A 12,058-nucleotide genomic window follows, 5' to 3' on the forward strand; every position below is an offset into this window, starting at 1 on the left:
CGATCATTGGAGGTGCAGGATTAGTTGGACTTCAGCTTGCGCGCTTCGATGATGATTTCGTAGGCGTCGTGGGTGATCGGCATAAGGCCTTTGGATTCACCGCCCAGAACGTTGTACATGCAGTCTGGATCAATCGAATTCATCGAGGCCAGCATGCCGGTCATCTTGATTTTAACGTCTTCGGGTAGCTCGGTGCGCAGAACGAATGGGCCTTCGGGGATCGGAGCCGATTTCCAGATTTCGATCAGATCGTTCATGTCGACCAGACCGGCATCCACGGCACGACGCAGCGCGCCGGACTGATAACCGTCTTCCCAATCTCCCAGACCGTCGGCCCATGTCACGCCGCCGTCAACGTCACCGTTGTTTACTGCCACGATGGTCTGCTCATGGCCGCCGGTGAATTTTACTTCACCAAAATAGTCACCCGAAGTCATGGTCGCGCCGGTGGCCTGCGGAATTTCGATTGACGGGATCAGGAAGCCCGAGGTCGAATTGGGATCGCCGAAACCAAAGGTCTTGTCCTTCATGTCTTCCAACGAGGCAATGCCGCTGTCCTTGCGGGCAAATCCGATCGAATAGTAGCCATAGCTGCCATCGGTGTTGACCTTGACCAGAACAGGCTCAACCGCTTCAGGATCGCTCAGGTAGGTTTTGGCGTAACCGGATGCACCCAGCCAAGCCATGTCGATGGTGCCGCCAAGCAGCCCCTGAATTACGCCGTTGTAATCGGCGGGCGCGAACAGCTTGGTCTCGACGCCCAGCAGGTCCTCAGTCTGCTCGCGCAAGCATTCCTGCTTGCTCAGACGGTCCTGTGCGTTTTCTCCGCCCAGAATACCAATGCGGAATTCGGAAATCTCTTGCGCCATGGCTGGCGCGGCCATCGCAGTTGTGGCCACCAGGGCGGCAATCAGTTTTTTCATCTGTCTCTCTCCGGTTTGATGCGCCGGCCTTTCATCGGCCGGTCGATGAAAGGGTTGGGTCTGGCCTAGATGGTCGCCTCGGCTTCCATCAGCGCTTTTTGGGTCGCGTCGAGTGTTTCGATCTGGGTCGAAGTTGCCTCTTCCGAGAAGCTGGCGTCGGCGCCATAAATTTCGCGGGCCACGCCAGTTGTCAGTTGCTCGGGCAACCCGTCGAAAACGATACGTCCATCGCGCATACCGACGACGCGGTCACAATAGCGGCGGGCGGTATCCAGCGTATGCAGGTTAGCGATGACGGTGCGGCCGTCCTCTTCGTGGATGCGGCGCAGCGCCTGCATCACCACCTGCGCGTTCATCGGGTCCAGCGAGGCGATGGGTTCGTCGGCCAGAATGATCTTAGGGTCCTGCATCAGGGCGCGCGCGATGGCGACGCGCTGTTGCTGACCGCCCGAAAGCGCCTCGGCGCGTTTGGGCGCGTGCGCGGCGATGCCGAGGCGGTCCAGAATATCAATCGCCCGGTGGATGTCTTCCATCGGGAACAGGTTGAACATGGTCGCCAGAGTCGAGTGGCGATTCAATGTGCCATGCAGCACATTCGAAACAACATCCATACGCGGCACCAGGTTGAATTGCTGAAAGATCATCGCGCAATCAGCCTGCCATGCGCGCTTGTCACGGCCTTTCAGCTTGGTGACTTCACGGCCTTGAAACAGGATCTCGCCGTCGCTTGCATCCGTCAGACGGTTGATCATCCGCAACAACGTCGACTTGCCCGCGCCGGACCGCCCGATGATGCCAATCATGCAAGGCTTGTCTACGTCCAGCGTCGCGGCATCAACGGCCACGTTGTCGCCAAAGCGTTTAGTCAGTTTTTCTATCCGCAGCACGTGCCACCCCCAATTCGTGTTGGCGACCAACTACAGGCGGGATTCAACGGCTTTGTGTCGGCACAGTGAAAGTTTTGTAAACGCCCCCGCGTACCGAGGGCCTACCCATTGGCGCATATCGCCGCTATACGCTGTGCCAACACGCTATCCATATGAGGCCATTCATGAGCTTTGACCGCAGCATCAAGATCGCCCCGTCGATCCTGTCCGCAGATTTCGCCAATTTTGGTGCCGAGATTCAGGCCATCGAAGCCCAGGGGGCGGATTGGGTCCATATCGACGTAATGGACGGCCATTTTGTGCCCAACCTGACCTTTGGCCCGCCCGCCGTCAAAGCGTTCCGCCCCCATGTCAAAACGGTCATGGACGTGCATCTGATGATCACGCCGGTTGATCCCTACATTCAGGCCTACGCGGATGCAGGCGCCGATATCCTGACTGCACATGTCGAGGCCGGTGCCCATACCCACCGTACTTTGCAGGCGATTCGCGCCGCTGGCATGAAGGCGGGCGTTGCGTTGAACCCCGGCACCCCGGCCGACGCGGTTGAACACTTGCTAGACCTGACCGATCTGGTTTGCGTCATGACAGTGAACCCCGGTTTTGGCGGCCAGAAATTCATCGACATGACCAACAAGATTCGCAAACTGCGGTCGATGATCGGAGACCGTCCGATCCATATCGAGATTGACGGTGGCGTCGACCCCAAGACGGCCCCGTTGGTGGCCGCAGCTGGTGCGGATGTGCTGGTCGCAGGTTCAGCCGTATTCAAGGGCGGTTCGGTCGATAACCCGGACGTCTACGGCGCAAACATCAAAGCGGTGCGTAGCGCGGCGGAATCGGCGACCTCGTAAACATCACTGCATTAGAAGTGACGCGCTAGTTCGAACGTTGCGCGTCACTTGTCGCATCCGGTTGGCGGTTTTTGTACCGAGCACGCATCTTGATCGCTTGCATGAACCGCCCCTCGGCCACCAAAGCGGCCAGAAAGTCGCCAAGGTAGTCCTGGTGCAGGCCTGCGGCGGTGGCAGAATCGAACATGCTTTCTGCTGCATCGAACCTGTCCTCGGCCAGCAGCACCAGCGCATTCGAATACTGCTCAAACTCTCCATCGGGATAGAGACCAAGCGCCTGATCAATGGCATCACGGGCTTCATCCGTGTACCCCAGCCCTAACGCGATATCCGCATGCAGGCGGTGGTCAAAGCGGTCGGCACCCTCAAGCGCGACACTGCGTCGAATGTGGAAAAGAGCGGCTTCATACTCGAGGTCGTCCGCCAACAGGCTGGCCCGCCAATAAAGCAGATAACTACCCGGTCCCACCCGGCTTTCCGCCAGCTCCAACACCTCATGCGCCTGTGATCTTTGGCCTAAGTCTGACAGCGCCCGCGCCTTTCGCACGTAGCCGTCCGTGTCATCAGGTTCGGCCTCAATCACCGCTTCGGCATCTTTCAATGCCTGTTTGGGCCGATCCAGCATCAGCAGGATAAGGGACCGGCGCGATAATGCGGTCACGAAATCCGGCTTCAGTTCCAATGCCCGACTTACGTGGTCAAACGCAGCTTCCCAATCGTTCTGCTCGGACAACAGAAAGGCGACGCCGTATTCCGCATATGGATCATATGGATCCAGTTCGCTGGCGGTTCTGAACAGGCTCAGCGCTTCGTCCTGCCGGTGATGGTCCACCAATTTCCAGGCCAGTTCCCGCATCGCCCAAGTGTATTCCGGGTTCAAGGCCAGAGCGGTTTGCATCATCTCTTCGAAATCGGCAAAATCCATCTGCCCGGCCCGGCGCGCGCTGGCGGCCAGACCAGCCATGTTGCTTGCATTGGGCTTGCGCGATACGGCTTGCCTAAACAACGCACTCGCAGCCGCGTAATAATCGCGATTGTAATGCACCCACGCCCGCCCCTGCAGCCCAAGCTCGGCATCGGGATTCAAGGCCAGAATTTCGGCAAACGCGTCATCGGCCTGATCCATATCATCGAGATCATAATAGGCCCATGCCAGCTTATCCAACATCTCAATACGCTGCCGATCAGACGCACCGACACCACCCAGCCCGTGTTGGCAGATTTCGATGATACGCTCTGGCGTGTCACTCTGATCCAGGCAGGCGGAAACATAGGTTTCCTGTGAATTCGTAAGCAAAGGCTTGGCCTGCCCTACGCCAGCGACTGCGATCATTGCTGTTAGGGAAAACCCGGTGAATTTAGTTAACGATTTTATCATGTTACCGAAAATCTGAATGTCTGCCGCCAGAATACTGACAATTGTGAAAAGAAAAAGGCCGCCCCGGTTGACGCGGCCAAATACTTCGCCTGTGTGCCGAAAGTAATCGACTGCAGATTTTCAGAGAACATACGGAAGGGCTGCGGGGTTGGCGCTGGCAATTTTGTTTTCGGTATCAACGGCTTCTACAATCCACGCCGAGGCCACTCAGCGCCGGGATGGAAAAGCCTGTGCGCGTTTGAACGGAAGGTGGCAAAGACAAGCACTCGAGGCGGCACGAATGCGAGATAGGTCCACGCGCTTTCTGATCACGTTTTTTTCTGCGTATTAAATTTCTCTGAAACGCACTCAAACGGTTTCCGTTTGCCATACAGGGTGGATTGTGACCATGAACGACCGTATCCGACACTAAAAAACGAGAATACCCCCATGATTGAACGCATCGACACCGGCGAACGGTCCTCAAAAATTGTGAAACACAACGGAGTGGCCTACCTGACCGGGCAAGTCGCCGAGGGCGAGACTATTCAGGAACAAGTCCGGATTTGCCTCGAGAAGATTGACGCCCTTCTCGAACAGGCTGGCTCATCGCGCGAAAAGATGCTGCGCGTGACGATCTGGCTGGCGGACATGAAAGATTTTGCCGGATTGAACGAGGTCTGGAATGCCTGGGTTCCAAAGGGCCACGCCCCCGCGCGGGCTTGCGGCGAGGCCAAATTGGCCCGCGCCGAGCTAAAGGTGGAATTCATCGTCGACGCGGCCTACGACTAATTCCTTTCCGCGCAAGGCGCGCTGACCATAGCAGGAATGCAAAAAAAGGGCGTCCCGAGGGACGCCCTTTTTTTGGATATTCGCTGGTGCGACTTACTCGATGATTTTCGAGACGACGCCGGCACCGACGGTGCGGCCGCCTTCGCGGATGGCGAAACGCAGACCGTCTTCCATCGCGATCGGTGCGATCAGCTCGACGGTGAAGCCAACGTTGTCGCCGGGCATAACCATCTCAGTGCCAGCTGCCAGGGTCACAGTGCCGGTCACGTCAGTTGTACGGAAGTAGAACTGCGGACGGTAGTTCGCGAAGAACGGAGTGTGACGACCGCCTTCTTCCTTGGTCAGGATGTAGGCTTCGGCTTCGAACTTGGTGTGCGGTGTAACCGAACCCGGCTTACACAGAACCTGACCACGCTCAACGCCTTCACGGTCGATACCGCGCAGCAGGGCGCCGATGTTGTCGCCCGCTTCACCGCGATCCAGCAACTTGCGGAACATTTCAACACCGGTACAGGTGGTTTTCTGAGTGTCGCGGATGCCGACGATTTCGATCTCGTCGCCAACGTTGATCACGCCACGCTCGACACGACCCGTAACAACGGTACCACGACCCGAGATCGAGAACACGTCCTCGACCGGCATCAGGAACGGCTTGTCAACTTCACGCTCAGGGGTGTCGATGTAATCATCAACAGCCGCCATCAGTTCGCGGATCTTCTCTTCGCCGATTTCCGGCTTGTTGCCTTCCATCGCCGCCAGAGCCGAACCTGCGATGATCGGAATGTCGTCGCCGGGGTATTCGTAGCTGGACAGCAGTTCGCGAACTTCCATCTCAACCAGTTCCAGCAGCTCTTCGTCGTCAACCTGGTCAACTTTGTTCATGAACACGACCATCTTCGGGATGCCAACCTGGCGGCCCAGCAGGATGTGCTCGCGGGTCTGCGGCATCGGGCCGTCAGCTGCGTTCACAACCAGGATCGCGCCGTCCATCTGAGCGGCACCGGTAATCATGTTCTTGACGTAGTCGGCGTGGCCGGGGCAGTCGACGTGCGCGTAGTGGCGGTTGTCGGTCTCGTATTCCACGTGGGCGGTCGAGATGGTGATGCCACGTGCTTTTTCTTCAGGCGCGCCGTCAATCTGGTCATACGCTTTGAAGTCACCGAAATACTTGGTGATTGCTGCGGTCAGCGTGGTCTTGCCGTGGTCAACGTGGCCAATCGTGCCGATGTTGACGTGCGGCTTATTACGCTCAAACTTTTCCTTTGCCATTCCTCAGGCGCCCTTTTGCGATTTGGGGGACCCTTAGTCCCGTGGTTACATCTGCGCGCGCGAGATATTTGGTTCAAAGGGGAAAATCAAGCACATCCTGCGTGAAAAGCTGGTTAAGACGCCGGATTTTGGGTGACCTCGACGGAATCCAGCGGCTGGATCAAGTCCGGGCGCCGGTCAAACCAGCCATTGTCCTTGTGTTCCTCGGCAAGCCATTCCTCGACACGATCGGCAACCTTGAGCGCCAGGCCATCCATTTGCTCTTCTCTGGTGCGCGAGTGACCAGATCCCGTGAGTGCACTTTCACCGGTCGTGTCTTCTAGCACCTGAAACTGTTTTCCTTTGGCCAGGAACTCTTTTTTGCGCACGTCATAGACGTTAACCAGGACAATTGCCGTGCTTTTGGGATTGTAGATCACGGGCACACCCGGAGGTGCCAACATGTAGCCTTCCAGGCTGATCCCAATGTCGTATTCCTGAGCGCCCTCATATCGGCCAAGCCGAATATTCACGGCGTTCTGAATGGCGTCTTCCCACTCTTTGGGCGTCGCATCCCGCGACACCGGCCCCTGCCGGGCCTTTTCGGCAAATGCGTAGTTGACGCGCAGTTTGAATTCGCCCAGCGATTCAGGCTCTTCGTAAACCTGTGTCTGCGTGCACGCGCCCATCAGGGCCAGTCCGGTAATCAGGGTCAAAGCTCGCAACATTTTCTCGTCTCGATATGCCTGTTTTTCTTTGATCTAGCGCAACGATACCGCTTGTGCCATGCCGTATCGGCAGAAATCCACTTGCAAGCGCGCTTACTCACGAAAATTTATAGTCGCGTGGGAAACCATAAGGCGCTTTTTTCCCAACGCTGGCCCGTTTGGCCAGCCACTGTGACATGTCCGCCTCGTGCCGGGTCTTGTCGCCACCCATGGACCATTTCAGGCCCTCTTCCCAATTGAAGGTGGTGATGTCGGACAGGCCACCATCCAGTTCCAGTGTGCCCTGCCGACCGCGCGCCATGTTGTATTTCTGCAGACGTACGCCCTTACCGCGACCCATTTCGGGCAGCTCTTCCACTGGGAACACCAAGAACTTGCCGTTCTGCGACACAACCGCGACGTGATCGCCCGATACGGGCTTACAGATCATCGCCGTCTCGTCAGCTTTGACGTTCAGCACCTGCTTACCGTTGCGGGTCTGGGCCAACACGTCATCTTCGGGCACCATGAAACCGTTACCCGCGTCTGACGCCACCAACAGCTTGCGCCCTGGCTTGTGGATCAGGATGTCGATGATCTGTGCCTCATTCGGCAGATCGACCATCAGGCGCAGCGGTTCGCCCATACCGCGCCCACCCGGCAGATTGGCGGCGCTGAGCGTGTAGAATCGTCCGTTCGAGGCAAACACCAACAAGCGGTCAGTCGTCTCAGCGTGGAATATGAAACGCGGGCCGTCGCCGTCCTTGAACTTTAACTCGCGCTTAAGGTCGATGTGACCGGTCATAGCGCGAATCCAGCCCATCTGAGAGCAGACAACCGTGATCGGTTCTTTGTCGATCATTGCCTCAAGCGGCACTTCTTCAACCTGCCCGGCTTCGGCGAATTGGGTTCGGCGCGCGCCACCTTCATAGTCTTTGCCAAAGGTCTTCTTGGTCTCTTTCAACTGCTCGGCGATTTTGGCCCATTGCAGGGCCGGGTCGGCCAGCAGGTCTTCGAGATTGGCGCGTTCCAACATCAATGCGTCGCGCTCACGAACCAGTTCCATCTCTTCCAGACGGCGCAAGCTGCGTAGGCGCATGTTGAGGATCGCATCGACCTGAACCTCGGACAATTCGCCCTCGCCCGGCTTGGGCGACACATAGTCCGCCTCGCTGGTGGCGCGGATATGGTCGATGCCCCAATCCTCGCGCATCAACGCGGCTTTGGGGTCGTCGTCGTAGCGGATGATGTCGATCAACCGATCCAGGTTCAGGAAAGCGACGATAAAGCCTTCCAACACCTCCAACCGGTGGTCGATCTTGGCCATACGGTGACGCGAGCGGCGCAGCAACACTTCTTGCCGGTGATCAAGGAAAGCGCGCAGCACTTCCTTCATCGAGCAGACCTTGGGCGTCACCCCGTCGATCAGCACGTTCATGTTCAGGCTAAACCGAACCTCAAGATCAGAGTTGCGATAGAGCATCCCCATCAACACCTCGGGGTCCACATTCTTGGACCGTGGTTCAAGGATCAGGCGGATATCATCGGCGGATTCGTCGCGCACATCGGCGAGGATCGGGATTTTCTTGGTCTGGATCAGCTCGGCGATCTTTTCGATCAGCTTGGATTTCTGAACCTGATACGGAATCTCGGTGACAACGATCTGCCATTGACCCCGACCCAGATCTTCAACCTCGAACTTACAGCGAAGACGGAACGATCCTCGTCCGGTGCGGTAGGCCTGCGCGATGTTCTCGGGTGGCTCAACGATCACACCTCCGGTCGGAAAATCCGGACCGGGAACATAGTTCAATAGTGTGTCATCGCGCGCATCCGGCGTCTTGATCAGATGCAGACAGGCGTCGCAGAGCTCTGAGATGTTATGCGGCGGAATATTCGTCGCCATGCCAACCGCGATGCCGCTGGAGCCATTAGCCAACAGATTCGGGAACTGCGCAGGCAGCACGACCGGTTCGCTTAGCGTGCCATCATAGTTGTCGCGGAAATCGACCGCGTCTTCGTTCAACCCTTCCAGCAGGGCTTCGGCCACGATGGTCATCCGCGCTTCGGTGTATCGCGAGGCCGCCGGGTTATCACCGTCGATGTTGCCGAAGTTCCCCTGGCCATCGACCAGTGGGTAACGGACGTTGAAATCCTGCGCCAGACGCGCCATCGCGTCGTAGATCGCGGCATCGCCATGCGGGTGATAGTTACCCATCACGTCGCCGGAAATCTTGGCGGATTTGCGGAACCCGCCCGTTGCACTGAGTCGAAGCTCGCGCATCGCATAGAGGATTCGCCTGTGCACAGGCTTCAGCCCATCGCGCGCATCAGGCAATGCCCGGTGCATGATGGTGGACAGCGCATAGGTCAGATAGCGTTCGCCGATCGCGCGGCGCAGCGGTTCAGCTACCTCGCCCCCATTGTCGGGGGCCTCCATATTGGGGTCGTCGATCGTATCGTTCATATATGATGTGATACGCCGCAAGCGCGCGCGGGTAAAGCAATCAGCTTAGATTTTGCTGGGGACAAGTCGCGCTTTTTGCAACAGGGGGAGACAAGTCCCGGAATTCCCCCGGTTTTCGACTCGGACCCCGAAATATGGTAGGCTGTCTTCATTAGCCTGCTGCCGATTTCTTGTACCTAACGATTGACCTGGGGGATGCGCCATGACGCGCCTTATTATTCTGACTTTCACTGCACTTGGCTGGTGTTTTTACGTTATGAGCGGTGGACCAAATTTCGAACCGCGCGGCTTGCGGAGCGATCAACCTGTGCGCGTTGCCTCTGTATCCCAACCTGCAGCAGTAGCACCCGCTCGGGTTGAAGAGCTTGTGACCGAAGAGCTTGTGACCAATGTGGCCGTTCGGGCACCGACGGTGCGCGCACAACCCCAACCTGAAACCGAAGAGATCGTGCAGATCGTGGCCGAACCAGCCGGCCTTCAGTCTTTGTCCGGCATTTCGGTGTTCGATGATCAGAGCGCAAACATCACGCTTGCTTCGCTGGAAGACGGCGTAGCGGGTTTGCGTCAGATCGATGAAGCGCCCCTGCCGGAAACATCAGAGGCTGCGGCGATTCCCGAACCTGAAAAAGACATCCGCGAAATCTCGGGAACGCGGGTGAACATGCGCGATGGACCCGGTACCATTTACCCAATTGTCGGCAAAGCGGCCATCGGACAGAAAGTCGAGGTGCTGAGCGATTCCGGAACCGGCTGGCTGCGCCTGCGCGTGTTACCCGCGCAACAGGTCGGTTGGATTTCAGCCTCACTGGTTCGAAAAATTCAAAACTGACGCTGCACCGTCATTGTCCTGACCCTCACCTCGCAATAGCTTTGGCCTGAATTGAAGGTCAGGAAGATCATGCAGAAAACCATTCTTATCACCGGCTGCTCGTCCGGCATCGGCCTGGACGCGGCACACGGTATGCGTGCGCGCGGCTGGCGTGTCTTTGCATCCTGCCGCCAGCAGCGTGATTGCGACCGGCTGCGCGCGCAAGGCTTTGAAAGCCCGCGCATCGACTATACCGACGCCGCAAGTATCGCATCAGGCCTGACCGAAGTGCTTGAGGCCACCGGAGGTACGCTGGATGCGCTGTTCAACAACGGAGCGCACGGCTTGCCCGGCGCAGTTGAAGATCTGCCGACCGAAGGGCTCCGTGTGATATTCGAGGCCAACTTTTTTGGCTGGCATGAACTGACACGGCTGGTGATTCCAGTCATGCGCGCGCAAGGACATGGGCGAATCGTTCAGAATTCGTCGGTTCTGGGCCTGGTGGCCTTTCCATGGCGCGGCGCATATGTCGCCACAAAATATGCCATTGAAGGCCTTACCGACACGCTGCGTCTGGAACTTGCCGGAACGAACATCAAGGCCATTCTGATCGAACCCGGCCCAATCACGTCGAAAATCCGCGAGAATTCGATCCCCTTCTTTGAACGTTTCATCAACTGGGAGAACTCGGCCCTGCGCGAAAAATACGAGGCTTCTCTGTTGAAAAGACTGTACGAATCCTCAGGCCCGGATCGTTTCGAACTGCCTGCATCAGCGGTGACCGACAAGCTGGCCCATGCGGTTGGATCAAAAAGGCCGCGCGCGCGCTACTATGTCACCACGCCAACCTACATCGCCGGGTATCTGCGCCGCCTTTTGCCCACCCGCACCATCGACCGCATTCTGTCGGACGTCTGAGGCGAAATTACCCGTTCGCTTTTCATGTACATGAGGCTAGATGATAGCCTAACGAAACAAGAAACGCGGACGGTGTGCTTATGGACCTTTTGATGGTCATTTTGCTGTTGGCCATGGCGGCGGTCGTCGTCGTGCTGGCGATCGGCATCTCCAATTTCGGCAAAAGCGGCAAAGCTGCTGCGATGAAAAGCAACAAGATGATGCGCCTTCGCATCCTGTTCCAGTTCATTGCCGTGGTGCTGATCGTGCTCTACGTCTACCTGCGCGGACAAGGAGTTTAATAAATGGTCGTTCTGAACAAGATTTACACCCGCACCGGCGATGATGGAAAAACTGCGCTGGGCAACGGCGAACGGGTCGCCAAGTATTCTGGTCGCGTGGCCGCGTATGGGACCGTTGACGAACTGAACGCTTTTGTTGGCGTTGCTCGGACCGAGGCGGAAGGCGACGTCGATGCCGCCCTGGCGCGCATTCAAAACGACCTGTTCGATCTGGGCGCAGATTTCTGTCGCCCCGACATGGAAAAAGACGCCGAGGCGGACTACCCGCCCCTGCGCATCGTTGCATCTCAGATCGATCGGTTGGAGGCGGAGATTGACGTGATGAACGAAACGCTAGAGCCGCTGCGCAGCTTCATCTTGCCCGGCGGGTCGCGTCTGGCAGCGAATCTGCATGTCTGCAGAACCGTATCCCGCCGCGCCGAACGTCTGGCGGTCGAGCTGACCAACATGGAACCCGTGAATGCAGTCGCGGTAAAATACCTCAACCGTCTGAGTGACTGGTTTTTTGTCGCCGCCCGCTGCGCCAACGAAAACGGCACTGCGGACGTTTTGTGGGTACCAGGCGCGAACCGCTGAAGGCGACGCGGGATCCGGCGAACCCTGCACCGACCAACAAAGCAAATCTCCAGCCAAACGGGTGGGGCCCAAAGCTCTGGCACCGGCCACCAAAGCAATAAAATTTCACGCCGTTGCGTCAAAATACATGAAACGCGACGTCTCAAGTTCATGACGTGACGATTTTGCCCTGTTGCAGCGTGAACTGAGACGCTATTCAGTCCCCCGAGAGCATTGGTGGAGTCGCTTCGCGGCTTACCG

General features: G+C 57.6%; 12 protein-coding genes. 6 read left to right on the plus strand and 6 right to left on the minus strand.

Features of this window, described 5'->3' with window-relative positions; translation table 11 throughout:
• Positions 1 to 20: 20 nt before the first annotated feature.
• Complete coding sequence (gene phnD / locus AC2FI9_RS09400) at positions 21 to 923, minus strand: phosphonate ABC transporter substrate-binding protein (protein ID WP_496767157.1); 903 nt, start codon at positions 921 to 923, stop codon at positions 21 to 23.
• 65 nt (positions 924 to 988) lie between these two features.
• On the minus strand, positions 989 to 1,810 hold the full coding sequence (phnC, locus tag AC2FI9_RS09405) for a phosphonate ABC transporter ATP-binding protein (RefSeq protein ID WP_496767158.1): 822 nt from the start codon (positions 1,808 to 1,810) through the stop codon (positions 989 to 991).
• 164 nt (positions 1,811 to 1,974) lie between these two features.
• Here phnC and rpe point away from each other — a divergent pair, with 164 nt between their 5' ends.
• On the plus strand, positions 1,975 to 2,664 hold the full coding sequence (gene rpe / locus AC2FI9_RS09410) for a ribulose-phosphate 3-epimerase (RefSeq protein WP_282151891.1): 690 nt from the start codon (positions 1,975 to 1,977) through the stop codon (positions 2,662 to 2,664).
• A 25-nt stretch (positions 2,665 to 2,689) separates the two neighbouring features.
• Here rpe and AC2FI9_RS09415 read toward each other — a convergent pair whose 3' ends face one another.
• Positions 2,690 to 3,997, minus strand: coding sequence for a tetratricopeptide repeat protein (locus AC2FI9_RS09415; RefSeq protein WP_496767159.1), 1,308 nt, complete (start codon positions 3,995 to 3,997; stop codon positions 2,690 to 2,692).
• A 474-nt stretch (positions 3,998 to 4,471) separates the two neighbouring features.
• Here AC2FI9_RS09415 and AC2FI9_RS09420 point away from each other — a divergent pair, with 474 nt between their 5' ends.
• On the plus strand, positions 4,472 to 4,813 hold the full coding sequence (locus tag AC2FI9_RS09420) for a RidA family protein (protein WP_282120772.1): 342 nt from the start codon (positions 4,472 to 4,474) through the stop codon (positions 4,811 to 4,813).
• Positions 4,814 to 4,906: 93 nt separating this feature from the next.
• On the opposite strand, the gene tuf is transcribed toward AC2FI9_RS09420, so the two are convergent.
• The 3 genes from tuf to AC2FI9_RS09435 form a co-directional block, all read right to left on the minus strand.
• Positions 4,907 to 6,082, minus strand: a complete 1,176-nt coding sequence (gene tuf / locus AC2FI9_RS09425; RefSeq protein WP_496767160.1) for an elongation factor Tu — start codon at positions 6,080 to 6,082, stop codon at positions 4,907 to 4,909.
• A gap of 113 nt (positions 6,083 to 6,195) precedes the next feature.
• A complete protein-coding gene (locus AC2FI9_RS09430) occupies positions 6,196 to 6,789 on the minus strand; it encodes a hypothetical protein (RefSeq protein ID WP_496740310.1) in 594 nt (197 codons plus the stop codon).
• A 97-nt stretch (positions 6,790 to 6,886) separates the two neighbouring features.
• Positions 6,887 to 9,235: a DNA topoisomerase IV subunit A gene (locus AC2FI9_RS09435; RefSeq protein ID WP_496767161.1), complete on the minus strand. Its 2,349-nt coding sequence runs from the start codon at positions 9,233 to 9,235 to the stop codon at positions 6,887 to 6,889.
• Between the two features lie 202 nt (positions 9,236 to 9,437).
• Between AC2FI9_RS09435 and AC2FI9_RS09440 the strand changes: the two genes are divergently transcribed.
• The 4 genes from AC2FI9_RS09440 to AC2FI9_RS09455 all read left to right on the plus strand — a co-directional run bounded on the left by AC2FI9_RS09440 (position 9,438) and on the right by AC2FI9_RS09455 (position 11,818).
• Entirely contained in the window at positions 9,438 to 10,064 is a 627-nt protein-coding gene (locus AC2FI9_RS09440; protein WP_496767162.1) for an SH3 domain-containing protein, read from the plus strand.
• 69 nt (positions 10,065 to 10,133) lie between these two features.
• Positions 10,134 to 10,961, plus strand: a complete 828-nt coding sequence (locus AC2FI9_RS09445; RefSeq protein ID WP_496767163.1) for an SDR family NAD(P)-dependent oxidoreductase — start codon at positions 10,134 to 10,136, stop codon at positions 10,959 to 10,961.
• An 80-nt stretch (positions 10,962 to 11,041) separates the two neighbouring features.
• Complete coding sequence (locus tag AC2FI9_RS09450; protein WP_496740307.1) at positions 11,042 to 11,242, plus strand: twin transmembrane helix small protein; 201 nt, start codon at positions 11,042 to 11,044, stop codon at positions 11,240 to 11,242.
• 3 nt (positions 11,243 to 11,245) lie between these two features.
• A complete protein-coding gene (locus tag AC2FI9_RS09455) occupies positions 11,246 to 11,818 on the plus strand; it encodes a cob(I)yrinic acid a,c-diamide adenosyltransferase (RefSeq protein WP_058278922.1) in 573 nt (190 codons plus the stop codon).
• Positions 11,819 to 12,058: the final 240 nt, after the last annotated feature.

This window comes from Ruegeria sp. CDSA246 (genome assembly GCF_059611225.1).

Coding starts and splice junctions, on each gene's coding strand:
- AC2FI9_RS09440 (WP_496767162.1), top strand. CDS start 9,438: ATGACGCGCCTTATTATTCTGACTTTCACTGCACTTGGCTGGTGTTTT.
- rpe (WP_282151891.1), top strand. CDS start 1,975: ATGAGCTTTGACCGCAGCATCAAGATCGCCCCGTCGATCCTGTCCGCA.
- phnD (WP_496767157.1), bottom strand. CDS start 923: ATGAAAAAACTGATTGCCGCCCTGGTGGCCACAACTGCGATGGCCGCG.
- AC2FI9_RS09435 (WP_496767161.1), bottom strand. CDS start 9,235: ATGAACGATACGATCGACGACCCCAATATGGAGGCCCCCGACAATGGG.
- AC2FI9_RS09415 (WP_496767159.1), bottom strand. CDS start 3,997: ATGATCGCAGTCGCTGGCGTAGGGCAGGCCAAGCCTTTGCTTACGAAT.
- AC2FI9_RS09450 (WP_496740307.1), top strand. CDS start 11,042: ATGGACCTTTTGATGGTCATTTTGCTGTTGGCCATGGCGGCGGTCGTC.
- AC2FI9_RS09455 (WP_058278922.1), top strand. CDS start 11,246: ATGGTCGTTCTGAACAAGATTTACACCCGCACCGGCGATGATGGAAAA.
- tuf (WP_496767160.1), bottom strand. CDS start 6,082: ATGGCAAAGGAAAAGTTTGAGCGTAATAAGCCGCACGTCAACATCGGC.
- AC2FI9_RS09420 (WP_282120772.1), top strand. CDS start 4,472: ATGATTGAACGCATCGACACCGGCGAACGGTCCTCAAAAATTGTGAAA.
- AC2FI9_RS09445 (WP_496767163.1), top strand. CDS start 10,134: ATGCAGAAAACCATTCTTATCACCGGCTGCTCGTCCGGCATCGGCCTG.
- AC2FI9_RS09430 (WP_496740310.1), bottom strand. CDS start 6,789: ATGTTGCGAGCTTTGACCCTGATTACCGGACTGGCCCTGATGGGCGCG.